Genomic DNA, 24,235 nt, shown 5'->3' on the forward strand with positions numbered 1-24,235 from the left:
AGTCAATAGAAGATCGCGTATTTTCGACTCTATTGCCCAGCATCTCCTAAAAAAACGTTTCTTATAACCTGTACTATTTGAGGGCTTGTATAAATACCTTCTTAGAAAGGAGTGTTTTGAGGATTAAAAAGGAGCGTGCTGCCATGGAACGCTGGTGGATGCGAGCTAGATATGCGGTCAAAAGCGTTATCTTCCCACTCATATGCCTTCAATTTATTCGAACACTATTGTTCCCGACAGGCTTTGATGTGCTGCTCTTATTCGCAATGTTTTTGCTTTATCTGGGCATCTTATTCGAGGTGTTCTAGTCGTCGTAACGGCTATAGAACGCAAGACAGCCCGTCATCATCATGATAGGTAAATAGGGATATGGCGATACCCGGCCTTATGTTATCCCATGAAAAAGAGGCGTGCTCCCCTAATAAAGCATGGGAGCGACCGCCTCTTTTTCGCTTTGCTTTTCAAAGCTTCATCCAACGCATACGATTCTAACCTTCCAAGCTAATCAGCTCAGATATCGCTCGTTTACTTCAATATCTACCTGAATACTCACTTGTACCATCATCACTTAACAAATCAAGCTCCCCCGCCTCGCTATTGTTGACAGGGGAGCTATGCACCTATTCAAGATGGAATATACAGAACTTGGCCTTGCGTTAGAGCATCTTCTTCTAAGCGATTGTACATGGCAATCTCGCGCGGATTCATCTCATAACGGCCTGCAATCGTATCGAGCGTCTCATCGCGCTGCACAATGCACATGCGCACCTTGCGGAACCCTCGATCATCCTGCACGCGGTTAAGGAACAAGGACTGCCAATTCACATCCTCAGCGGCTGGAGCATCCATCTGCTGCTCTTCTTCATTGATACGCTGCTCCGCTTCACGTTCCTTCTCCTTGTTCTGCTTGCTTGATGCAAGAATGCTGCTGTAGCCTATTGGCTCTGTACCTGGAGCGCTGGAGGTTGGCTTGGAGCTGCCAATAGCCACCTTCATCTCTTTCTTCTCTTGAACAACAGGTGCTGCTTCAAGCTCAGGTTCGTGAGCCTCAGCTTCCATGACTTCAGACTGCTCGCGTTCTTGCTCTTCTGCCGACAGAATGGCTTCCGCTTCGCGCTGAACCTCTTCAATCGTGGATTCAGGAATGTCCACAGGCTCCGTCGCTTTCTCCGATTCGCCTCTTAAATCCTCAACCGGCTCAACCGCTTCATTCGCGTTTGGCGCCACACTTGCCTTTGACCACGGGGTATCTGACCATGTCAGGTTGGTCGACGGCTGTGACACGGACGCTGCGGATGATGTGGACGACTCACCGGATACGACAGCTTGAGCTTGTGCCTGAGAGGCAGCTTCCGGCTTGGCTTCTGGCTTCATAGGCTGCTGCGCCTTCTTGGCAAGCAGGTCGCCCCATAGCGGCTGCTCTGTCTCCGTCTCCATTGTGAGCGCTTCTTTGTTCACAGCAAAGATTCGCTCCTCCTCTTCTTGTGCAGTGGAGGCCTGCAGCGGCTCAGGTGTCCCTTCTACAGACTGTGAGACAGTAGGAGAAGCCGTCTCAGACTCCTGCCTCAAGGCTTCGTCTCGATCTGCATCCACCATCGCACTTGCATCCTGTGCTTGAATCGCTTCCGGGTTCGCCTCCTGGCCTGATGAGCTTTCGCCAATACGATCAGTGAAGGCTGTCACCTCGCTAGGTGCCGGCTGCTGATTCAGCTGCTGCTGATAGAACGTACTCGCGTATTGCTCGCTAACCTGCCCGATATCGCCGGTTTGCTGTTCGGCTGGCTGAGACGCTTGCGTATCCTCGGCAGCACTCGAGATCTGTGCTTGTGGCGGTCCCTCTGTCGCTCGCAGCGACGCTTGCGGAACAACCTCATTCGTTAAGTATGGCCGGTCACCTGCTTGATCATAATCTCTTATCCATACAGGCTCCTCTCCTTCTCTTGCAGATTCATGCATGACCGTAATTTGCTCGGGTTCCCACGCTGGAGCTGAAGGCTCCTCGACCGTAATCCCTTTAAGCGACAGCACGCCTGTAACATTGAGTGAACGGGTCGATAAGAGATCGACGTCGAAATGCTCAATATCCACACATATGTCCTCTAAGCTGCGAACGCGATTCAACGGAAGCGTAATCTCGACAGGGATCCAATGTTCCAGTGATTCGCTTTTTCGCTCTTGTGAGGAACCCACATACACACCAGCAAGCAATAGACTCCCTCTGACGGTTACTTGCTCTCCTGAAGGGATGACCTGAATATGAGGGGTAAGCTCTACCTCCTCTAACTGATCAATACCTACCAGATCGTCTGATAAGTGAACACGCTCATAAATATCAAATCTTAAACCATAAGATTCATCATACACAGACTGCTCCTCCTCCCGCAGTTCATCATGCCATCTGACAGATGCCCATGAGATCTACGTACGCTCGTACGATTGAAGTATAGGTGCACCATAGGTCAGAGACCGTTCCTTACTCTCATCATATGGGCGGTGCTTGGAGAGCATGACTATATTTTTTGAATCAATAGGTTCATATCCTCAGGCAGAGGAGCATCAACGATCAATTCCTCCCCGCTGAAGGGATGAGGAAACCGTAGCGAAAGGCCATGCAAAGCCTGACGGTGAAAAAGCTTGCTGCTTCCCCCATATAAGACATCGCCTGCAAGAGGATGTCCGAGGTGGGCCATATGTACTCGAATCTGATGGGTGCGACCTGTCCCAAGCTCAAGTTGAACCAGCGATAGTTGAGAAGAGCACTTTAGCGTTTTGTAGTACGTGATGGCGTGATCTCCTGCAGGTGTAACAACGCGGCGATTGCGCTTATGACGATCCTTGCCGATCGGGGCTTCTATAGTTCCTTCTGATGACTTGACTTCACCTTCAACGACAGCGAGATACGTTCTATGAATGCGCTTCTCTCTCATCGCCTCGTCTAAGATAGCATGAGAGAGCGCGGTCTTGGCATACAGCACCGGTCCTGTTGTATCCGCATCCAGTCGATGAATATGCCGAATTCGCACCTCTTGGCCTGTCCATGCGTAATGACAAGCCACTGCATGAGACAGCGCCATTCGCGCTTGGTCCTGCTCTTGATCAGCAGGATGAACAGGCATCCCCGCTTCCTTGTATGCCACAAGACAGCTGTCGTCTTCATACAGAAGTTGAGCAGGCTCGTCTGCGGGCGCTGCATCACTTTGCTCTGGCATAAAGACAGGAAGCCGGAGACGATCTCCCGCAACGCTGAGCCTCTTCTCATGCTTCCATGTCTTGATCATATGAAGAGGCACACCAAGCGTGTGCCTCATCCAGTGCTCTAATTGTTGTTCATCCTTTAGAACCGAGCGGCCTGGCGTAAGCTCAAGCCATTCCCCTCGTCTTCTCCAGTGTCTAACTTGCATCTTCACGTTCCTTTCACATCGATGCGATATGTTAAGCGCATGGCATAACGCCCAAGTCTTGGCGATGAACGGCCGCATTCATGGTTATGATCCACAAATCATCCATTTTGTATGAATGATGATACGAGTTAACGCGGCCCCTATCTCTTATCCTTCACATATGTCGGACATGCCAAGCTGCAGGATATGCCCATGTTGAATTCTCATATGTGACCAACTAATAAATTACAATAGCTTCAAGGCCTGGTAATGCGCCTCGATCGTAAGCTCAATATCCTCGTCTGTGTGAGCATTAGACACAAACATGCCCTCAAACTGTGACGGAGCCACGCTCACGCCATGATTGAGCATATGCCCGAAATACGCCTTGAAGTGCTCCAGGTTAGAGTTCTTCGCCACATCATAATTGGTTACGCTTTGATCCGTAAAGAACGGACATACCATCGAGCCCACACGATTCACTGTGCTAGGGATGCCAAGCTGCTTCGCATTGTCTTCAATACCTGCCTGCAGCTTCGCGCCCTTCGCCTCCAGATTGTCATAGACCTCAGGAGTAAGCAGCGACAGCGTCGTATAGCCTGCAATCATCGCAAGCGGATTCCCGCTTAACGTCCCTGCTTGATAGATCGGGCCGCTAGGGGCGATCTGCTCCATGATCTCTTTTTTACCGCCATAAGCACCAACAGGAAGGCCGCCGCCGATTACTTTGCCAAAGCAGGTCAGATCCGGTGTAATGCCAAAGCGGCCCTGCGCACAGTGGTAATGGACGCGGAAGCCCGTCATCACTTCATCGAAGATTAGCAGACTGCCATAGGTCGTCGTCAGATCACGCAAACCTTCCAAGAAGCCCGGTACCGGCGGCACAACGCCCATATTGCCTGCCACAGGCTCTACAATCACACATGCAATCTCTTCGCCGAACTTGTCAAAGGCGAGTCTAACTGAATCGAGATCATTGTAAGGAACCGTAATGGTATTGCTAGCGATGCTCTCAGGAACGCCAGGGCTGTCAGGCAATCCAAGCGTGGCAACACCAGACCCCGCCTTAATCAGCAAGCTGTCTGCGTGTCCATGATAGGAGCCCTCAAATTTAACAATCTTATTGCGTTTCGTCACACCGCGCGCCAATCGAATCGCACTCATTGTGGCCTCGGTGCCGGAATTCACCATACGAACAATATCCACTGATGGCACACGCTCACAGACAAGGCGCGCCATCGCGGTTTCAATCTCCGTCGGAGCACCAAAGCTTGTCCCCTTTGCAGCAGTTTCTTGAATAGCTTGAATGACTTCAGGACGTGCGTGACCAAGGATCAGCGGTCCCCAAGAGGCTACGTAGTCGATAAATTCATTGCCGTCAATGTCAAATACGCGGGAGCCTACCCCGCGCTCCATATAGACAGGCGTCAGGCCTACAGACTTAAATGCGCGCACAGGACTATTCACGCCGCCTGGCATAACCTGCTTAGCTTCTTCAAAAGCTGCTTTTGAGCGCTCATCGCGCCGAACTCTGTTATTTTCCATGAACATATGCACTCCTGTCTATATTTTGCCCTTATGAGTATGATAAACTATTTAGAAAAAACGATCATACGTTAATAACATAAAATGAGGGAAGAGATCATGATCCAATTGCTCAAACGCGTGCCATTGTTTTCCGAATTATCCGATGATCAGCTGGATATCATTACATCCATTACATCTCAGCTCGAATTCGAACCGAATACGGTGCTGTTTGAACGCGGCGACCCTGGAAGCGCCTTCTGCATTGTCGTAAAAGGCTCCGTCAAAGTATACACGTCCAATGACGAGGGACATCAGAAGATTCTGGCCGTATTCCATCCAGGAGACAGCTTCGGCGAGCTCTCCCTGATCGATGGCAAGCCGAGATCCGCTACAGTCGAAACCCTAGAGGACACGATTCTCCTTACCGTTACCAATGAAAGCTTCCACTTGCTCCTTCGTGCGCACTATGATATCGCACAGAAGGTCATCATTCAATTGTGCAGCCGATTAAGAGCCACAAATACGCACGTCTACGATCTGGCCTTTCTTGAGCCGTCAGCCCGCATTGTGAAGAATATGATCCGCAGCGCTAAGCTTCATGGCGAGCGAAGCGAGGACAAGCTCATCGTACATACGCCCTTCAGCAGAGAAGCTACCGCAGGCCTCGCCGGCGTCAAGCTTCATATTCTGGATGAGGTGCTGCAAGATCTGCAAGAAGAAGGCATTCTGTCAATTGAAGAACATCAGTATTCGATTGATTTAGCGAAGCTGTATGACAGCAATTATATTTTATAATGCCTTATGAACGAACAGGTCGGTAACAAAAGAGCTCAGCGCGCTCTTTACACCGACCTGTTTAATTATGCAGGCAGCAGCCATGCAAGCTCAGCACTAGCTTGAACATGTGCCGCCACACGGAGTAAGCATTGGCAAGCAGGGCAGCTGCTTATAAAGAAAGCATATGTACCTAGAAGCTTGTTCCGCCGTCTCAGAATGCCAATCCAATCCCTTGACTGCTAGGATGCACGATCCACCGGCACTTTGCAACGCCCCCGCTGCATTCATTAAGGCTTCTGCAGCCACTCTGCCATATCTTTTGCAAAATAAGTAATAATAAGATCGGCCCCTGCGCGCTTCATGCCAAGCAGCATCTCGGACACAATCTCCTTCTCATTAATCCATCCTTGCGCTGCAGCAGCCTTTACCATTGAGTATTCACCGCTTACATTGTAAGCAACCAACGGAAGGTCAAATTGGTCCTTCAATAAGCGCAGCACGTCCATATAGGCAAGCGCAGGCTTCACCATTAGCATATCCGCACCTTCAACAACGTCAGCTTCCGCCTCGCGCAGTGCTTCACGGACGTTCGCAGGATCCATCTGATAAGCCTTGCGATCGCCAAATTGCGGAGTCGAATGAGCGGCATCACGGAAAGGACCATAAAAAGCAGAGGCGTACTTGACCGAATATGACATAATCGGAACATCCTGATATCCCGCCTCGTCAAGTCCTGCTCGGATCGCATGCACAAAGCCGTCCATCATATTCGAAGGCGCAATAATGTCAGCACCAGCCTCTGCTTGAGCGACTGCCGCTTGTGTAAGATAAGCAAGGGAGGCATCATTGTCCACCTCACCAATCTGATGGCCATTCACTTCATGCACATGCACAACACCGCAATGCCCGTGATCGGTAAATTGACACAGGCAGGTATCCGCAATAACGACCAATTCAGGATGACGAGCCTTCACTTGTCTTGTTGCCTGCTGCACAATGCCATTATGATCGTAAGCTGAGCTTCCTGTCGCATCCTTATGATCTGGGACCCCAAACAAAATAATCGCTGGAATGCCAAGCGCTGCGATTCGATCCACCTCATCATTTAAGTTGTCCAATGAGAAATGGTATACATCCGGCATCGAAGTGATCGGTTCCATCACATTTGTTCCATGTGTAACGAAAATAGGCATGATAAGATCATGCACACTCAAGCTTGTCTCTCGTACCATGTTGCGAATACCTGCTGTTTTGCGCAATCTGCGCAGCCTTGTTGTTGGAAATGCCATCTTCGTATTCCTCCTTGGTCCTTTATTACCGTGCTGTGCGGTTCTCTTAAGAAGTTTGTTCTTAGGAGCAGTAAATATCTATAAGTAAAGCAAGACCTTCGCAAGCCCATTCTGCTTCTGCTAACACATCTGCTTCGCTGCGCACGAATCTCTCGCTTTATTGCATGATTATGTGTATGACTGTTCTTGTCTATCAGCTGAAATTATGGACCATCAAGACCATGCGGCTGCCTGATGATGGCTTTGTACCCATTGAAGCATCGCTTGAAGCAAGCCATCCATGGTGGATGCTTCGCTTACAGCTGCAATCTTTAATCCTGCTTCAAGGGCTGTTTTTGCCGTCTGTTCGCCAATGCAGAAGATAGCCGTACGATTAAGCGCCTCCACTGGATCTTCCACACGATGGCGCTTAAGCATCTCAAGCGTATGAGTGACCGTTGATGAACTTGTAAACGGAACGAGCTGTATGCTATTTTCCAGCAGCAGCTCAGCGATATGATAGTCTTCATAGTCTGGCAGCACTGTATGATACGTATCTAGATCGATAACCTCTAGCCCCTCATTCTGCAATTGATCGCGCAGCCAGCGTCTAGCTAGATCTGCAGTTGCAATGAGTGCACGTTCGCCCGCGCTTACTTTGTCCTTAAGTAGTTCAAAGACGCCTTCTTGACTGAACTGCTCGGCCGTATAATCTGGAATAAGTCCGTAGGATTCAATGATTTCACGTGTTTTCGGACCTACAGCCACGATGCGTACGGATGCTAGCTTGCGCACATCCATCTTCACTCGCTTCATATGATCCATGAACGCATGTACGCCATTGGCGCTCGTAAGAATGAGCCAATCCATCGAGGATATCTCATAGAGGGCCTCCTCTATGTCTGCCAGTCTAGCAGCGTCGCTAGGGAGCTTCGTCTCAATAACAGGGTACTCATACGGCTCGCCGCCCAATGCTTCAATAGCACGTATAAACGATTCTGACTGAGCTCGCGCGCGCGTAACCAGCACACGCTGTCCGAACAAAGGACGGCTCTCTGCCCACTTCATCACTTCACGCTCTAATACAACCTCTCCTACGATAATTACAGCAGGAGCGCGAAACTCTACTCGCTCCACTTCATCTGCTATCGTCGCAAGCGTGCCCACAAGCGTCGCTTGTTCAGCACGAGTTCCGTAGCGAACAAGCGCTACAGGCGTGTCCTGCGAGCGTCCACACCGCATCAGCTGCTCTGCAATCGAGCGAATATGCCCGACACCCATTAGGAACAGCAAGGTGCCTGTCGCTCTAGCCAGCTCGTCCCAATCCACTCTCTCCTCCAAGCGTTCAGGCGTCTCATGACCTGTTATGACACTAAAAGAAGAAGCGCGATCGCGATGGGTAACCGGTATGCCTGCATAGGCCGGCACGGCAACCGCAGAAGTCACACCGGGCACGATCTCATAAGGAATGCCATGCTGCTTCAGAACAGCCGCTTCCTCTCCTACACGTCCGAATACACAAGGATCTCCACCTTTAAGCCGAACCACTCGCTTGCCTGTTCTAGCCAGCTCTACAAGCAGCTGATTAATTTGTCCCTGCTTCATGGCATGATGATCAGGCCGTTTGCCTACATATATCTTTACCGCGTCCGGCTTAGCCATTTGAATCAATCGAGGGCCTGCCAAGCGGTCATATACGACAATATCCGCTTCTTCCAGACAACGCATGCCTTTGACTGTAATCAGTCCTGCATCCCCTGGTCCTGCTCCTACTAAATAGACGATCCCTTCTGCATTCGAACGTTCTCCCATGACATCAACCTCGCAATCGATCCAATATCTGATCTGCCCCTGCCTCCAAGAGCTTATCTGCTACAGCATTGCCTAATTGCTCTGGATCTTCCCCATACATTGCAGCAATGAGGATTGGATCCCCTTCTGGCGCGCCAACCAAGCCGGTCAGCTTAAGGACGCCCGACTCTTCATCACGCTCTGCATAAGCGCCAATCGGAATCTGACAGCCCCCGTTCAGCTTGCCAAGAAAAGCCCGCTCCGCGCGAACATGCAGAGCCGTCTCCTCATGATGATACTTCGTTAACAAAGCAAGAAGCTCTTGGTCTTCGCCTCGACATTCAATTGCCAATGCCCCTTGTCCAACAGCTGGAATGCATACTTCCTTAGGGAGGTAGCATGTAATGCGGTCCTCCCAGTTCATTCGATGAAGGCCAGCTGCTGCCAGAACAACCGCATCAAACCCTTCCGTCTCAAGCTTCTTGATGCGCGTGTCGATGTTGCCGCGAACCGGCTCGATCACAAGATCCTTTCGAAGTGCCTGAAGCTGAGATGCACGACGAAGGCTGCTTGTCCCTACCTTTGCTCCAGGTGGCAAATCATCAAGAGATGTTCCACATTTCATAATAAGCACATCCCGCGAATCCACACGCTTTGGAATCGCACCGATGATGAGTCCTTCCGGAAGCTCCCAAGGCATGTCTTTCATGCTGTGCACAGCCATGTCAATCGTCTGATCAAGAAGAGCCTGCTCGATTTCCTTTACGAATAAGCCCTTGCCTCCAACCTTGGAAAGAGTGACATCCAGAATACGGTCACCTTTAGTGACAATCTTATGAGTTTCAAAAGTAAATGGAAGGTTATATTCTTCACATAATCGCTCAAGCTCATGAATCACTTGTCCTGTTTGTGTCAGCGCAAGCGCACTTTGTCTTGTTCCTACCTTAATGACTCTCATTGGCGTTCCCCCTTATTGAACTGGGTCCTGTTATTCGTTGTTGCTGTACCACTCTTCCCAGATTGGAAAGGGCCGTTTTTGCTCCCAGGCTTCCCAGCAAGCATTCCCATAGGCTCTCAATATTTGCTGACGCTTCTTCGCAGCGCTTATATCCTGCTGCGCACGCTGGCGCGCCTCGTGCAGATGAAGAGCCAGCCCTTCTAAGCGCTCATCAATAATGTCATCCACCCGCTCCACGATATGTCGAGTCAAGGTAGGACTCGCACCGCCAGTGGAGACATTGATCTGAACATGTCCATAGCGAAGCACCGCAGGGTTTGTGAAGTCGGAGCCTTCGCTTGCGTGGGCAATATTGACGAATATGCCTGCCTGATGGGCATCCTCAGCGACCAGCTGATTCACCTCTGGGTCGTCTGTGGCTGCAAATATCAAGCAGGCTCCTTGAAGATCTTCTGTACTGTAAGGCTTGCGGCGCACCTCAATTCGCTGCTCACCTGCAAGCTCCTCAAGGTCGCCTATGAGCACTGGGCTTACGACAAGCACCTTGGCTCCGCATTCTAGCAGCTGCTTAATCTTTCTCCCTGCAACCTGTCCGCCTCCTACCACAACCGCCTTCTTATTCATGAGATTCAGCATGAGGGCATATTGAGGATAGCTCTCGTTCTCTTCATGCACCTTCATTCCTACACCCCCATCCAACGATGGAAGGTTGAGATGCTGTTAAGGCCATAATTAAGCAGCATAATGGCATAGCAGATCATGTTGTAATAGGCAAGCTGCATGCCGGCAAAAGATTTGCGCCACAGCAAATATCCACCATACATGAACACAACCAAGATGGTAAACCATACTTTGAAGTCAAGCAAGAGCTCAGACCGATTGCCAATCCACACTGCCGATACAGCGACAGACAACGATAGCAAGAACAGCGGTATCCCAATCGTGATGGCAATATAGGAAGCTCGCTCGATGCGATCCAAGCTTGGAAGCCTGCGGACTGCATCCGACCACTTGCGCCTCTTTAGACGACGGTGCAAAAATAAATACATTCCCGAATAAACGGCACTTAACGTAAAAGAGGCAAAGCCACAAGCTGCCAGCCCAACATGAAAGACAAGAAGATTGCGAAGCATCTCCCACTCTCCCATAGAGCTTGGTGCAGTAGGATCATTCAGCATGTTGATCAAGAGCAGGATAAATCCGATTAAATTCACAATAAAAACGATAAATTCGATTTGAAAAAAACGATTAATGACCAAGGACATGGTGATCAGCAGCCATGCAAACATAAACATAAATTCAAAGCTGCTGAACATCTCGCCGCTCTGATGGCGAATGATCCGAGTAATCAAAAAAACCGTCTCGATGGTCCATACTAAAACAAGAAGCCCTGTACCTATCCGCTTCGCTCTCCGATTCACATCCATCACATCAGAGAAATAAAACAGAAGGCTCAGGGCATAAGTGTAAATGATCGCATCATAGATCCAGCTGCTCGTAACCATATGAGCCTGTCGCCCCCTGTATATAAACAATTACCATGTAACAGCTGCCCAATTCAACTTGGGCTTCTCCTGTTCGGGGTGTGATGCTCTCTCTTCATGTTTGCGAGAGAGAGATGTCGGAGCAGTCTGAGGCTTCTCCTTCTCTTCCTCTTCAAGAGCAAACAGCTCTGCAAAATAATGCATCGCATCGGCTCCATTCTTGCCAGCGGCAAGATCCTTGAGCTGTAGAATTGGATCTTGCATCATCTGATTCAACATGCTCTTCGTCAATTGACGAATCACTTTAGCTTCACGTTCACTAAGATCAGGCAGCTTCTTGAACATGCTGTCAAGCGTATCCTCATGGATCCGATTCGCCTTCGTCTGCAAGGAACGAATGAGTGGATGAATACCAAGCATCTTCAGCCATTGACGATACTCCACAATCTCCATCTCGATCATATCTTCAATGATATGAGCGGCCTTGTCTCGCTGCTCAAGATTGCTCTGCACGATTCCTTCAAGGTCATCAATATCATATAAGAACACATTCGACACCTCACCGATGGCAGGATCAAGATCTCTTGGCACCGCGATGTCAATAAGGAATAATGGACGTGTGCGCCGTTGCTTCATCATCTTCTCAACATCCTGAGCACGGAGCACATAAGATGGCGATCCTGTGGAGCTGATTACAATGTCTGCCTCAGGCAGCAGCATATCCATCTTCTCAAGTGTACATGCTCTTCCTTGATACTGCTCGGCAAGTTCCTCTGCTCGCTGAAGCGTACGGTTAGCCACCATTACTTCAGCTGCCCCTTGACTGTATAAATGCTTTACCGTCAATTCACTCATCTTGCCTGCGCCTAGAATCAGCACCTTTTTACCCGCAAAGGTTCCAAAGATGCGCTTGCCAAGCTCAATAGCCGCATAGCTAACCGATACGGCATTATCATTGATGCTCGTCTCCGCATGCGCACGCTTCGCGAAGGTAATGGCCTGCTTAAATACATGATTAAAGCATGTCCCTGTCGCTCCCTGCTCCTGCGCATGCAAGAAGGCCTGGCGAATCTGACCTAGAATCTGAGTCTCCCCTACTACCATAGAGTCAAGACCAGCAGTAACACGGAACAGATGTTCAATCGCGCGTTCCGATTCATGAATATATAGATAAGGAGTGAATATGCGTCTCTCCACACCGTACCACTGCTCCATAAAATGTCTGATATCATGCCCGCACATATGCATGCGATCCACAACAACATACCACTCCGTGCGATTGCACGTCGATACAATCACACACTCGGAAACACTTTGTACTTGTAGGAGCTGCTGAAGAGCATCGGTCAACTGTTGTTCAGATAAGGCAAATCTCTCCCGAATCTCTACAGGTGCCGTTCGGTAATTCATGCCGACGACAACTACATGCATAGATGCTCACCTGCTTTAATCATAATAATTAGAATATTGCTATGATAATAATCATTCTCATTATAGCACAGTTCGACAAATAAGAGGTCTGCATTTATGACTAAACCATGAAAAAGATTCCAATTCGTATTATATCATTCGAGGCTCTTGTGTATACATGGAAAAGTTCTCTAGAAGCAGACTGAATCGTAATAGGTCAAGTCATTGATTCATATGAAAACAGACCCGCCAATAACGACGAGTCTGTTCCAATTCATGCATTTGTGTATCCTAACAGTTACAGCACCGGCGCCTTCTCAAAGGCACGCTAATTCAAACAAGGTCTAGCTTAAACTAGCTCTGCCGCTTTGATCTCAGGTGTAACAACTTCCATCTCACCGATACCGCGAACCAATTTCTTCGCGTAAGTCTTCTCTGGCTTCAACACGGACACCAGGTGGTCAATCGCTGCTTGAGGATCTACAGTATCACCACATGTGTAGCAATCAATTGCTGCAAATCCACGTTCAGGATAAGTGTGAATGGAAAGATGACTTTCCGACAATAAGACGAGCACAGTTGCTCCTTGCGGCTCAAATTGTTGAGCTTGAACCGATAGTACAGTAGCACCGCAAACTTCTGCAGCTTCTACGAGTTGAGTCTGAAGATATTCGGCATCATTCAGCATGTCGAAATTAACTCCCCAAGCATCAACCGCAACGTGTCTTCCGAAAGTTGAGTATTCCATCTCTCGGTTCCCCCTTCCTAGGAATAAAATGTTTGAAAAAAATTTCATCCGCTAGGACCTACGTCATTCACTTCCCGAGGGAATAATCTCTCGCAACATACAATGTCCTGAGTGAATCCTGGTTCCTAATATTGTGTTCAACGAGATTAAAAATAACATCTTATTCGCTCGATTGCAACTCTTTTTTTCGAGACACGCATAAAGAATGTGCCGAACGTTTAGAATCACACCACAAATTATGGTTCGGGAGCCTGTTCGGTTCCTTATCTTTTTTGTAAAAATATCTAATAATCGTTCGTTATTTTGCGATTCTATAGGGTGAAAGCCCCGACGGAAGCCCATTCATCAGCTAATTCGGAACATTATGGTCATAAAAAGAAGGAAGGCTGTATTCATACAGCCTTCCTTCTTGCATCCTATATTAGTATGCCTCTAAAACAAACATGTGATGAACAAGCTGATTCAACTGCTGATCAATCGCTTGAACCTCATCCTTGTCTCGTGCTTGATTGCGAGCATCAAGCCACTTGTTAACCTCACGCTTCAGCTCATGAATCTTGCGCTCCACGTGATCTTGAACGAACAACTGCGCAAGTTCCTTCAATCTGCTCTGATCCTTGCGCTCATATATGAGACGGGACTCTCCGTCCTGGTGCTGTACAATTCGTTGAACAGTGCCTTCCATATAATAATAAGTCATGGTAAATCCAGCAAAAATCCGATTGACGACTGCATCTCCTCGGAAGGTTGCGACCAGCTTCTGCATCACTTGCGTAAGCTTCGGCCGTTCCAAGCGACAAGACGTTACACAGACATATCGATTGCCTAGCTTCTCAAACAGAAAGGTAATCTCATCCCCAAGACCATCTTCCAGCACGATCTCCTGACTGCCGTTATCCAGCACTTTCACATGCCATACGATGGATTGACCCAGAAATGTTTGCAACAAATGGGCTAACTGAGACTCTGTCAACTGCATACGGGCTTTCACATATTCTGTGGCTAATCGCCTAGCCATAAGTATCTCCTCAATTCTTAACCGTTTCCTAGCTCTATCTTATTATACTACACGCTTATATATAATTCCTGTTTACGAAGTCCTAAGAAATCATGAAATTATCTTCAAAAATCGTTATGAACGCCAATTGAGCCCGAACAACCGCTGAAATCCTTTTAATTTTTCAAGCTCCTTCACGTATTTACATGCAACGATACGAATTTCTTTGCACCGCTTGTCCGCTGGACAATGTACATCATCGCTGGAAATAAACAAAAGGATCTCCGTCCACATTACGTCTGGACGATAAGATCCTTTGTTCGTTCGAACTCCCCTATTGGCTTGCCAAGAGATCTATTTACTAATGTTAAAGGTCTGCTTCACCTTGTCCCTTTGCATCATCAAGACCAGGGTCAAGCGCATCCGGCAATTCTTGTGCTGCCGCGTGCTTAAGAATAACATCCCACAGCTCATCGCGGCCCGCGCCTGTTTCGGCAGAGAACATAATGAGCGGAGTCGCTGCTGTCAGACCTAATGTTGTCTTGACTTCCTTTAGATGCTTCGGCCATCTGCTGCGCGGAATCTTATCCGCCTTCGTCGCCACCACACATAAAGGGATATCATAGTGCGTCAGCCATTCATGCATCGCCACATCATCCTTCGTCGGCGGATGACGCAGATCAATGACCTGAATGACGAGTTGAAGAGGCTTGCGCTCTTGCAAATATGCCTCGATCATCTTCCCCCATGCTTGCCGCTGCGTCTTGGATACCTTCGCATAGCCGTAACCCGGCACATCTACAAAATACAATTGTTCATTAATCCGGTAATAGTTCAAATGCTGCGTCTTGCCCGGCTGCGAGCTGGTTCGTGCCAGGTTGCGCCGTTGAATCATCTTGTTGATGAGCGAGGACTTTCCCACATTGGAGCGTCCTGCTAACGCGATCTCCGGAAGTCCATCCTCCGGATATTGCGCTGGTCCTACTGCACTAATTATAAATTCCGCGCTCGTTATCTTCATTGCATCTCCACCTTCCAATTACACATAAGGAAACGGGCACTGGTCAATAAGCGCCCGTCTGCTGCTGCGGCCTATATTTGTATGTTGATCTAATTCTGAGACTCATGAGGCACTAAAGCATGCATGAGCACTTCATCTAAATGCTTCACCGGCACAAAGGTCATTTCCTCTCGAATCATATCAGGAATTTCTTCCAAATCCCGAATGTTGTCATGTGGAAAAATGACCTTCTTAATGCCTGCGCGATGGGCAGCAAGCGACTTTTCTTTAAGCCCGCCAATCGGGAGCACTCTCCCGCGAAGGGTGATCTCCCCCGTCATCGCCACATCCTTGGAAACGTATTGCTTGGTCAATGCTGACACAAGCGCCGTGGCCATCGAGATGCCTGCTGAAGGCCCATCCTTCGGAATTGCTCCTTCCGGCACATGGATGTGGATATCGAGCTTCTCATGGAAGCCTGCTTCAAGCTGAAGCTCCTCGGCCTTTGAGCGCACATAACTGAAGGCAGCCTGAGCAGACTCCTTCATCACATCGCCAAGCTTGCCTGTCAGGAGCAGCTTCCCAGAGCCGGGCACGATGGCAACTTCAATCGTCAAAGTATCTCCGCCGACTTCCGTCCAAGCCAGGCCTGTCACCATGCCAATCTGATGGCTATCCTCTGATTGCCCGTAGCGATAGCGTGGAAGCCCGAGATAGTCTTCCACCTCTTCTGGCTTGATCACAACATGATCCAGCTTCTCGGAGACGATCCGCTTCGCAGCCTTGCGGCAAATTGCAGCTAGCTGCTGCTCCAGCTGTCTGACGCCCGCTTCTCTGGTGTAGAGTCGAATCACCTTCTTGAGCACCTCATTCGACAGCTGCAGCTGTTCCTCCTCAAGACCGTGCGCCTTCTTCTGCTTGCCAAGCAAATGGCGCAGCGCTATCTCAAGCTTCTCAAGCTCCGTATAGCCAGCAAGAGATATCAACTCCATACGGTCAAGAAGCGGTCTAGGAATATTATGTACGGTATTGGCTGTGGTTACAAACATGACATGGGACAGATCCACCGGCACTTCCATAAAATGATCGCTGAAATTATGGTTTTGCTCTGGATCAAGCACCTCAAGCAGCGCAGATGCAGGATCGCCCCTAAAATCATTTGCCATCTTGTCGATCTCATCAAGCAGCATAACCGGATTCATCGTATCCGCCGTCTTCAGCGACTGCACAATTCGGCCAGGCATAGCGCCGACATAAGTTCTGCGATGCCCGCGAATCTCAGCTTCATCGCGTACGCCGCCAAGCGAGATGCGCACGAACTGGCGATCCAGCGACTTCGCTATTGAGCGAGCAAGCGAGGTCTTTCCGACTCCTGGCGGTCCTACAAGGCATAGAATAGGTCCCTTCATCTGCTTGACTAACTGCTGAACAGCAAGATATTCAAGCACCCGCTCCTTCGGCTTCTCTAGTCCATAATGATCGGCTTCTAGAATCTCTTCGGCCCGTTCCAAGTCGAGCACATCCTCTGATTGCTTGGACCAAGGCACGGATAAGAGCCAGTCTACATAATTGCGAACGACAGATCCTTCTGCAGAGGTTGCTGGCATCTTCTCCAGCCGATCAATTTCCTTGTTCGCCTTCTCCGCTACTTTCTCAGGGGCATCAATCTCTTTGAGCTTCCCTCTTAGCTCCTCGACTTCACCTGCACGGCCTTCCTTGTCCCCTAATTCCTTCTGAATGGCCTTCATCTGTTCACGCAGATAGTATTCCTTCTGTGTCTTCTCAATCTGCTTTTTCACCTGAGAATTAATCTTCTTCTCCATATTGAGCACTTCGCTCTCATTGTTCAGAAGATTCAAGAGCTCATTCAGCCGCTCCTTCACATCCAGCGTCTCCAAGAGATGCTGCTTGTCCTTTAGCTTAATCGGAAGGTGACTTGCCATCACATCGGCAAATCTCCCTGGCTCCTCGATATCCGATACGGTGGACAGCGTTTCCTGCGTCACCTTTTTGGACAAGCTGACATAGCTCTCGAACTGTGTGAGCAGCGTTCTCATCAAAGCCTCAATCTCAGGCGTAACATCGGTCTCGTCCTTGATGATCAATACTTTCACTTCATAGTACTGCTCGTTCGGGACATATTCGGTAATCTTCGCACGCGATACACCCTCAACGAGCACTCGAATCGTATTGTTAGGAAGCCGAAGCATCTGGCGCACCTTCACGATCGTCCCGATTCGATAAATATCATCATGCATCGGCTCTTCAATGCTATTTTCTTTTTGAGAGCTAAGCAGCAACTCTTGCTCTTCCAGCATCGCCTGCTCAAGCGCCTTAACCGATTTTTCTCGACCGACGTCCAGATGAAGCACCATGCTTGGATACACAAGCAGTCCTCTTAGCGGTAATAGAGGAAGCTTCCGTTCCTTTGCCAGTTTAAGCCCCATCTTCATGGCACCCCCAAGGATATGTTCATATAACAAAACCTTTATCCCGCAAGCACTCGCATTCGAGTAGCAAGAAGGAATAAAGGTTTGCTGTTGTCTTTATCAAGTTTAACAAATTGTATTTCAAAACACCAATTTTGGTGAGTTATTCCGCATGATTCACATCTGTGGCTTTCGCTTGAAAGAGCGGTACAGATGAGCCAGAGGCACGCTCATAAAGCTTCGGCAGATGAATTGCGTCTTCCCCAAGCTGCGAAGCAAAGGTATGCCTCAGCACCTCATCTATCGCCTCCACAGGAATGACCTGCAGTCCACTGCTTAGATTAGCGAATATTTCCTGCCAATTTTCCTTCGGAATAAGCACACGTGTAGCCCCCGCTTGGAAGGCTGCCTCTGCCTTCGCAAGCACGCCTCCAACCGGCTTCACCTTGCCGTGAACACCAATCTCTCCTGTCATCGCAAGACGATTGTCCACCGGCCACTGCTTGATCGCAGATGCAATCGCCACCGCCATTGCAATGCCTGCAGATGGTCCGTCTACCGGTGATCCGCCTGGGAAGTTGATATGAAGATCATAGTTCATCGTCTCAAAACCACAGCTTCTAAGCACGGTGAGCACATTCTCAATGGAGCCCTTCGCCATGCTCTTACGGCGCAGCGTCCTGCTGCCGCCGCCAAGCTCTTCTTCATCCACGACACCGGTAATGTTGTATTTGCCATGCCCATTCTTAACCTTAATGGCAGACACCTCAATCTCAAGCAGGGAGCCCATATTCGGGCCATATACAGCAAGACCGTTTACAATCCCAACCAGCGGCTCAGACCCAACCTTGCGTTCTGGTCGAGGTGAGAGCTGGCTGCTGTTCACTACCCATTCGACATCCGCTGCTTCAATCGTGCTTCTGCCCTCTGACAAAGCAAGGCCAACCGTAAGCTGCACGATATTAACCGCTTCACGGCCGTTCGTAGCATACTTCTTCAGCACTTGAACCGCATCTGGCGCAGGAGGGAAGCCAATCTTCTGAACTGCTTGCTCCGCTATGCTCTCAATCTCATCTGGCAGCAGCGGACGGAAGAAGATCTCCATGCATCTAGAGCGCAGCGCAGGTGCAATATCCTGCGGCGATCTCGTTGTGGCGCCCACAAGACGAAAGTCAGCCGGCAGCCCATTTTGAAAAATATCATGAATATAATTCGGAATATGCGTATCCTCAGAATGATAATAGGCGCTCTCCAAAAATACCTTGCGGTCCTCAAGCACCTTCAAGAGCTTATTCATTTGAATCGGATGAAGCTCTCCGATCTCATCGATAAACAGCATGCCTCCATGCGCCTTCGTCACCGCGCCTTGCTTCGGCTGAGGAATCCCGGCTACGCCCATTGCCCCTGCCCCCTGATATATCGGGTCATGAACAGACCCAATCAAGGGATCAGCAATTCCGCGCTCATCGAATCTCGCCGTTGTCGCATCAATCTCAATGAACTTTGATTCCTGATTAAAAGGTGATAGCGGGCTCTTCTTCGCTTCCTCAAGCACCACCCTAGCCGCCGCTGTCTTGCCGACGCCAGGCGGACCATAAATTATGACATGCTGCGGGTTCGCACTGCAGAGGGCCGCTTTCAGCGCCTTCAATCCATCCTTCTGGCCGACAATGTCATTCATATGAGAAGGTCTCGTCTTCTCCGCCAATGGCTTTGTCAGCGAGATGGAACGCATCTTTCTCAGCTTATCCATCTCTTTGCGAGACTCTCTATCTACAGCGGAGCGATTTGTCTTCTGGCTGCGCAGCAGATTCCAGAAGTAAATACCGATCACCACTGCAAAAAACGCATTAATCAACATTAACAACATACTGAGGTCCATGTGTCCATCCTCCCGATCTGTCCAACTTTCGCCTTACACGAGAAAACAAAAAATCCGGTAAAGACTAATACTTGGTAGTATTACCCTTTGCCGGATTCCATATAAGTCCTTTTATACAAAAGTTGTGAGGCTTGAACTCGCCAACATTTTTAGATGATGGGATCTATACCGATCCACTTCTAACTCTATGGCAACGTCATGCTGCCATCGCTGTTACGACTTCTCTACAGGGCGTTCCCAACATTCTGCATGCTTAAGTCCCGGGATCGTGTCTGCATAGAATACAGGCTCTGCTCCATGCTTCTTCTGCTCTTTATAATCATGAAGAGATTGGAAGGCGAACTTGCCAAGAATCATAATGACAACGAGGTTAATCAGTGCCATAAAGCCCATGAACATATCGGCCATATCCCAGACGAGCGTAATTTTTGCAACAGAACCGAACAGCACCATCGCAACAACTCCAATACGATAGGCCAGCATCCAGCCTGGTTTTTTCGTAATGAACTCAATATTGCTCTGACCATAATAATAGTTCCCAATTAAGGATGAGAAGGCAAACAAGAAGATCGCAAAGCCAACAAAGTAGTTCGCCCAACCGCCAAACTGCGAAGCAAGCGCATGCTGGGTCATGAGAATGCCGTCTGCAACTCCTGATTCATGAACGCCCGAGAGCAAAATAATAAACGCTGTTGCACTGCACACAAGAAGGGTATCCACAAACACCCCAAAAGATTGAATTAATCCTTGCTTTACAGGGTGGCTTACCGTTGCAGTAGCTGCCGCATTCGGCGCACTACCCATACCTGCCTCGTTAGAGAACAGTCCGCGTTTTACGCCATTCATGACAGCAGCGCCAAGTCCACCGCCAACTGCTTCTTCGATGCCGAAGGCATTGCGGAGAATCGTTCCAATCACTGCTGGAATCTGATCCATATTCATAATCATAACGACAAGCGCCATTGCAATATAAGCAAGGGCCATAACCGGCACAACGATAGCAGATACCTTGGCAATGCGCTGGACACCACCGAAGATCGTTAATACCACAAGCACCGATAAAATGATACCCATTACAATCGGGTTCACATCGAACAGCTCTTGGAAGGCCGCACTCGCTGTATTAGAATGTACAGAATTGAATACAAAGCCAAAGCTGACCGTGATTAAGATCGCGAAAATAATCCCCAGCCAACGTGCATTAAGTGCTTTTTCCATATAATAAGCAGGTCCGCCGCGGAAGGTCTTGCCGTCTCTCACCTTGTAGATCTGAGCCAGAGTAGACTCGATAAAGGCAGAGGCTGCGCCGATCACGGCAATCAGCCACATCCAGAATACCGCTCCAGGGCCGCCGACGGAGATGGCGATAGCAACACCGGCCATATTTCCTGTTCCTACACGAGAAGCCGTACTCATCATGAAGGCTTGGAATGAAGATACACCCTTGTCTTTCTTATCTTTACTTGAAGACTTGCGTACATCCTTTCCTGTGAGGATTCTAAATGTTTCTCCTATTGCCGTTATCTGAACAAAGCCTGTACGTATCGAAAAATAAATTCCGACAGCAGCCAGGACGAAAATAAGCATAAGATACCATTTTTCATTAAATATTCCGATCCATTCTTGCAAATGCATATATCGCACCCTTTCTCGCTGTTTTACTTGAAGTTCCGGGTCCATGTCATGTTTCTTGACATATAACAAAATTGATTGTAACTGATTATGCTGAAAATAGCAAAAATATTTGCCACATCTACTCATTCCGATCGTTAATTCCTCTGATAAAAATGTTTAATAGCTTTGAAACATTTACCTTATTTCATAACCATACCCCGACAGTCTATGAGATAAATTCGAGAACAGACCACCTGCACCCGGACCCAAGATCCGTAATCGCCTCGCATTATTTTTCTTCAACAGCTTGCTTCATATCACGCTTCAAGCTAGTGTTCTCCATCCCGTATCCTTGCATGCAAAACATATGCAGGCGTGTGATTAGCTTCCCTCTGCAGGCGACACCGAGCTGCCGCTCTGAAGGCTCTATATGATGAAAAACATCCGCCCTGTCGTCCTATCGTTCAATAAATGCGTTCTTGGATAAAAAAGAAGCCATATCCCCGTAGGAATATGGCCTCTGTTCAACATCCAACAGATGCTGCTGGCTGTAATATTTATGACAAATGCGGAAGATGCTGCTTGCGTCCAGGTATCTCGCCAGTACGCTCATACTCTGCCACAATATGATCGATTTCTTTCTTGAGCTCGTTAACCAGTTCCGCTTCAGGCACTTTGCGCACCATCTCTCCATAACGGAACAGCATGCCTTCCCCACGAGCACCTGCAATCCCGATATCTGCCTCGCGAGCTTCACCAGGACCATTTACCGCACAACCTAGCACCGATACCTTAATCGGCACTTTGACATTCGCGATATATTCTTCCACCTCATTGGCAATGGAGAATAAATCAATGTCCAAGCGTCCACAGGTTGGGCAAGAGACAAGCGTTGCCGCATTAGAGATCAAGCCGAAGCTCTTCAGGAGCTCTCTAGCTACCTTAATCTCTTCCACCGGATCAGCACTAAGGCTGATTCTCACCGTAGAGCCAATTCCCATGGAAAGAAGCGCTCCTAGGCCCGCTGCGCTTTTTACCGTTCCAGAGAACAAGGTGCCAGCTTCCGTGATTCCTAGATGAAGCGGATAAGGAATGACTTCCGCTGCCTTCGAATAGGCAGCAATCGCCATCGGAACATCCGAGGCCTTCAAGGACACGATAATATCGTGGAAATCAAGCTCTTCCAAGATGCCAATATGGAATAAGGCGCTCTCTACCATCGCTTCTGGTGTAGGATAGCCGTACTTCTCCAAGAGATGGTTTTCCAAGGAGCCGGCATTCACCCCGATACGAATAGGAATCCCTTTCTCCTTGCAGGCTTTTACTACGGCTTCCACTTTCTCGCGGCGACCGATGTTGCCCGGATTGATGCGAACCTTGTCAATCCCGTTTTCTATAGCTTTAAGCGCAAGTCGATAGTCAAAATGAATATCCGCTACAAGCGGAATGTGAATCCGCTGCTTGATCTCCTTGATCGCTTCAGCGGCTTCCTGATTATTGACGGTTACGCGCACGATCTGGCAGCCCGCTTCCTCTAAGCGAAGAATCTCCGCTACCGTCGCTTCAACATCAGCCGTCTTTGTCGTACACATGCTTTGAATAATGACTTCGTTGCTGCCGCCAATAGTGACATTTCCAACTTGTACAGGTCTAGTTTGATGTCGCAAATACATGTTCATACTCTCCCATGCGGATAACGACGGAAAAGCGCCCTTAGGCGCTTTCCTCTTTCTTCTCCGTCGTCAATTCCGGAATGATTCGTTCATTGACTACCTTCTCCGTTATGACACAGTTCGCTATGTCTTCACGAGATGGCACCTCATACATCACATCCAGCATGATGCCTTCGATGATCGCACGCAAGCCGCGCGCACCTGTGTTGCGCTTGATCGCTTCACGAGCGATAGCTTCAAGAGCGCCTATCTCGAAGTCAAGCTTCACATTATCCATCTCTAACAGCTTCTGATATTGTTTCGTTAATGCGTTCTTCGGCTCGCTTAAAATACGAACAAGCGTCTCTTCATCGAGCGGCTCGAGGGTAGAGATAACAGGCAAACGTCCCACGAACTCAGGAATCAAGCCGAACTTCAGCAAGTCCTCAGGCAATGTCATGGACAAATATTCGCCTGCCTTCAGTTCTTTTTGGACACTGTCGGAGTTGAAGCCAATAACCTTCTTGCCTACACGACGCTTGATCAGCTGTTCCAAGCCGTCAAATGCACCACCGCAAATGAACAGTACATTCGTTGTATCGATCTGAATAAATTCTTGATGAGGATGCTTGCGGCCTCCTTGCGGCGGCACAGAAGCAACAGTACCTTCAAGAATTTTGAGCAAAGCTTGCTGTACCCCTTCACCGGATACATCGCGCGTAATCGACGGATTCTCAGATTTGCGAGCGACTTTATCGATCTCATCGATATAAATAATGCCTCGCTCTGCTTTCTCTACATCATAATCCGCTGCTTGAATCAGCTTGAGCAGGATGTTCTCTACGTCTTCACCCACATAGCCGGCTTCCGTCAAGGACGTGGCATCAGCAATAGCGAATGGCACGTTAAGAATCTTAGCCATCGTCTGAGCAAGCAAAGTCTTACCGGATCCGGTAGGACCTACAAGCAGGATGTTACTTTTTTGAAGCTCAACATCCTCAGACTTGCTTTGCGAATTAATTCGCTTGTAGTGATTATATACCGCAACCGAGAGCGACTTCTTCGCCTGCTCTTGGCCAATGACATATTGATCGAGAATCGCACGAATTTCTTTCGGCTTCGGAATGTCTTTGAGATCAACCTCTTCCTCATGACCGAGCTCCTCTTCAACGATCTCGTTGCAGAGTTCCACACACTCGTCACAAATGTAGACCCCAGGTCCGGCAACTAGCTTGCGTACCTGCTCTTGAGACTTCCCACAGAAGGAACACTTCAACTGGCCCTTCTCTTCATTAAATTTGAACATGCGCTTCCCTCC

The 24,235-nt window shown here is 48.8% G+C and carries 19 protein-coding genes; 2 read left to right on the forward strand and 17 right to left on the reverse strand.

Annotated elements, in window-relative coordinates; genetic code table 11:
- Positions 1 to 143: 143 nt before the first annotated feature.
- Positions 144 to 308: a hypothetical protein gene (locus B9Y93_RS24715; RefSeq protein WP_169026474.1), complete on the forward strand. Its 165-nt coding sequence runs from the start codon at positions 144 to 146 to the stop codon at positions 306 to 308.
- 316 nt (positions 309 to 624) lie between these two features.
- Here B9Y93_RS24715 and B9Y93_RS22365 read toward each other — a convergent pair whose 3' ends face one another.
- From B9Y93_RS22365 to hemL, 3 genes are all read right to left on the reverse strand, one after another.
- Positions 625 to 2,364, reverse strand: coding sequence for a LysM peptidoglycan-binding domain-containing protein (locus B9Y93_RS22365; protein WP_085498460.1), 1,740 nt, complete (start codon positions 2,362 to 2,364; stop codon positions 625 to 627).
- 146 nt (positions 2,365 to 2,510) lie between these two features.
- A complete protein-coding gene (locus B9Y93_RS22370; RefSeq protein ID WP_085498461.1) occupies positions 2,511 to 3,401 on the reverse strand; it encodes an RluA family pseudouridine synthase in 891 nt (296 codons plus the stop codon).
- A gap of 225 nt (positions 3,402 to 3,626) precedes the next feature.
- Positions 3,627 to 4,925 carry a glutamate-1-semialdehyde 2,1-aminomutase gene (gene hemL / locus B9Y93_RS22375; RefSeq protein WP_088548567.1) on the reverse strand — a complete coding sequence of 433 codons (1,299 nt, stop codon included), beginning with the start codon at positions 4,923 to 4,925 and terminating at the stop codon, positions 3,627 to 3,629.
- 99 nt (positions 4,926 to 5,024) lie between these two features.
- Between hemL and B9Y93_RS22380 the strand changes: the two genes are divergently transcribed.
- Positions 5,025 to 5,702 carry a Crp/Fnr family transcriptional regulator gene (locus tag B9Y93_RS22380; protein ID WP_085498465.1) on the forward strand — a complete coding sequence of 226 codons (678 nt, stop codon included), beginning with the start codon at positions 5,025 to 5,027 and terminating at the stop codon, positions 5,700 to 5,702.
- Between the two features lie 269 nt (positions 5,703 to 5,971).
- On the opposite strand, the gene hemB is transcribed toward B9Y93_RS22380, so the two are convergent.
- The 14 genes from hemB to clpX form a co-directional block, all read right to left on the reverse strand.
- Entirely contained in the window at positions 5,972 to 6,973 is a 1,002-nt protein-coding gene (gene hemB / locus B9Y93_RS22385; RefSeq protein ID WP_085498467.1) for a porphobilinogen synthase, read from the reverse strand.
- A 213-nt stretch (positions 6,974 to 7,186) separates the two neighbouring features.
- Positions 7,187 to 8,764 (reverse strand): uroporphyrinogen-III C-methyltransferase, encoded by a 1,578-nt coding sequence (gene cobA / locus B9Y93_RS22390; RefSeq protein WP_085498469.1) that lies wholly within the window; start codon positions 8,762 to 8,764, stop codon positions 7,187 to 7,189.
- 4 nt (positions 8,765 to 8,768) lie between these two features.
- The gene (gene hemC, locus B9Y93_RS22395) at positions 8,769 to 9,701 is read right to left on the reverse strand and encodes a hydroxymethylbilane synthase (RefSeq protein WP_085498471.1); all 933 of its coding nucleotides are present in this window, start codon (positions 9,699 to 9,701) and stop codon (positions 8,769 to 8,771) included.
- A gap of 30 nt (positions 9,702 to 9,731) precedes the next feature.
- Positions 9,732 to 10,382 (reverse strand): precorrin-2 dehydrogenase/sirohydrochlorin ferrochelatase family protein, encoded by a 651-nt coding sequence (locus B9Y93_RS22400; RefSeq protein ID WP_085498473.1) that lies wholly within the window; start codon positions 10,380 to 10,382, stop codon positions 9,732 to 9,734.
- A 2-nt stretch (positions 10,383 to 10,384) separates the two neighbouring features.
- Positions 10,385 to 11,206 carry a cytochrome C assembly family protein gene (locus B9Y93_RS22405; protein WP_085498475.1) on the reverse strand — a complete coding sequence of 274 codons (822 nt, stop codon included), beginning with the start codon at positions 11,204 to 11,206 and terminating at the stop codon, positions 10,385 to 10,387.
- Positions 11,207 to 11,236: 30 nt separating this feature from the next.
- Positions 11,237 to 12,616 (reverse strand): glutamyl-tRNA reductase, encoded by a 1,380-nt coding sequence (gene hemA / locus B9Y93_RS22410; protein WP_085498477.1) that lies wholly within the window; start codon positions 12,614 to 12,616, stop codon positions 11,237 to 11,239.
- A gap of 328 nt (positions 12,617 to 12,944) precedes the next feature.
- Positions 12,945 to 13,343, reverse strand: a complete 399-nt coding sequence (speD, locus tag B9Y93_RS22415) for an adenosylmethionine decarboxylase (RefSeq protein WP_085498479.1) — start codon at positions 13,341 to 13,343, stop codon at positions 12,945 to 12,947.
- 421 nt (positions 13,344 to 13,764) lie between these two features.
- Positions 13,765 to 14,361 carry a non-ribosomal peptide synthetase module gene (locus B9Y93_RS22420; RefSeq protein WP_085498481.1) on the reverse strand — a complete coding sequence of 199 codons (597 nt, stop codon included), beginning with the start codon at positions 14,359 to 14,361 and terminating at the stop codon, positions 13,765 to 13,767.
- A 346-nt stretch (positions 14,362 to 14,707) separates the two neighbouring features.
- On the reverse strand, positions 14,708 to 15,361 hold the full coding sequence (yihA, locus tag B9Y93_RS22425; protein ID WP_085498483.1) for a ribosome biogenesis GTP-binding protein YihA/YsxC: 654 nt from the start codon (positions 15,359 to 15,361) through the stop codon (positions 14,708 to 14,710).
- 89 nt (positions 15,362 to 15,450) lie between these two features.
- A complete protein-coding gene (gene lon / locus B9Y93_RS22430; protein ID WP_085498485.1) occupies positions 15,451 to 17,787 on the reverse strand; it encodes an endopeptidase La in 2,337 nt (778 codons plus the stop codon).
- 145 nt (positions 17,788 to 17,932) lie between these two features.
- Positions 17,933 to 19,651: an ATP-dependent protease LonB gene (gene lonB, locus B9Y93_RS22435; RefSeq protein WP_085498486.1), complete on the reverse strand. Its 1,719-nt coding sequence runs from the start codon at positions 19,649 to 19,651 to the stop codon at positions 17,933 to 17,935.
- Positions 19,652 to 19,864: 213 nt separating this feature from the next.
- A complete protein-coding gene (locus tag B9Y93_RS22440) occupies positions 19,865 to 21,286 on the reverse strand; it encodes an alanine/glycine:cation symporter family protein (RefSeq protein ID WP_085498488.1) in 1,422 nt (473 codons plus the stop codon).
- 536 nt (positions 21,287 to 21,822) lie between these two features.
- Positions 21,823 to 22,938, reverse strand: coding sequence for a flavodoxin-dependent (E)-4-hydroxy-3-methylbut-2-enyl-diphosphate synthase (ispG, locus tag B9Y93_RS22445; RefSeq protein WP_085498490.1), 1,116 nt, complete (start codon positions 22,936 to 22,938; stop codon positions 21,823 to 21,825).
- Positions 22,939 to 22,978: 40 nt separating this feature from the next.
- Entirely contained in the window at positions 22,979 to 24,223 is a 1,245-nt protein-coding gene (gene clpX, locus B9Y93_RS22450) for an ATP-dependent protease ATP-binding subunit ClpX (RefSeq protein ID WP_085498492.1), read from the reverse strand.
- Between the last annotated feature and the right edge of the window lie 12 nt (positions 24,224 to 24,235).

Source organism: Paenibacillus aquistagni, from assembly GCF_900177815.1.
GTDB classification, from domain to species: Bacteria; Bacillota; Bacilli; order Paenibacillales; family Paenibacillaceae; genus Paenibacillus_B; species Paenibacillus_B aquistagni.

Bases quoted from the DNA above. Each gene is read 5' to 3' on its own strand.
- B9Y93_RS24715 (WP_169026474.1), top strand. From the start codon at position 144: ATGGAACGCTGGTGGATGCGAGCTAGATATGCGGTCAAAAGCGTTATC.
- B9Y93_RS22370 (WP_085498461.1), bottom strand. From the start codon at position 3,401: ATGCAAGTTAGACACTGGAGAAGACGAGGGGAATGGCTTGAGCTTACG.
- hemL (WP_088548567.1), bottom strand. From the start codon at position 4,925: ATGGAAAATAACAGAGTTCGGCGCGATGAGCGCTCAAAAGCAGCTTTT.
- B9Y93_RS22380 (WP_085498465.1), top strand. From the start codon at position 5,025: ATGATCCAATTGCTCAAACGCGTGCCATTGTTTTCCGAATTATCCGAT.
- hemB (WP_085498467.1), bottom strand. From the start codon at position 6,973: ATGGCATTTCCAACAACAAGGCTGCGCAGATTGCGCAAAACAGCAGGT.
- cobA (WP_085498469.1), bottom strand. From the start codon at position 8,764: ATGGGAGAACGTTCGAATGCAGAAGGGATCGTCTATTTAGTAGGAGCA.
- hemC (WP_085498471.1), bottom strand. From the start codon at position 9,701: ATGAGAGTCATTAAGGTAGGAACAAGACAAAGTGCGCTTGCGCTGACA.
- B9Y93_RS22400 (WP_085498473.1), bottom strand. From the start codon at position 10,382: ATGAAGGTGCATGAAGAGAACGAGAGCTATCCTCAATATGCCCTCATG.
- B9Y93_RS22405 (WP_085498475.1), bottom strand. From the start codon at position 11,206: ATGGTTACGAGCAGCTGGATCTATGATGCGATCATTTACACTTATGCC.
- hemA (WP_085498477.1), bottom strand. From the start codon at position 12,616: ATGCATGTAGTTGTCGTCGGCATGAATTACCGAACGGCACCTGTAGAG.
- speD (WP_085498479.1), bottom strand. From the start codon at position 13,343: ATGGAATACTCAACTTTCGGAAGACACGTTGCGGTTGATGCTTGGGGA.
- B9Y93_RS22420 (WP_085498481.1), bottom strand. From the start codon at position 14,361: ATGGCTAGGCGATTAGCCACAGAATATGTGAAAGCCCGTATGCAGTTG.
- yihA (WP_085498483.1), bottom strand. From the start codon at position 15,361: ATGAAGATAACGAGCGCGGAATTTATAATTAGTGCAGTAGGACCAGCG.
- lon (WP_085498485.1), bottom strand. From the start codon at position 17,787: ATGGGGCTTAAACTGGCAAAGGAACGGAAGCTTCCTCTATTACCGCTA.
- lonB (WP_085498486.1), bottom strand. From the start codon at position 19,651: ATGGACCTCAGTATGTTGTTAATGTTGATTAATGCGTTTTTTGCAGTG.
- B9Y93_RS22440 (WP_085498488.1), bottom strand. From the start codon at position 21,286: ATGCATTTGCAAGAATGGATCGGAATATTTAATGAAAAATGGTATCTT.
- ispG (WP_085498490.1), bottom strand. From the start codon at position 22,938: ATGTATTTGCGACATCAAACTAGACCTGTACAAGTTGGAAATGTCACT.
- clpX (WP_085498492.1), bottom strand. From the start codon at position 24,223: ATGTTCAAATTTAATGAAGAGAAGGGCCAGTTGAAGTGTTCCTTCTGT.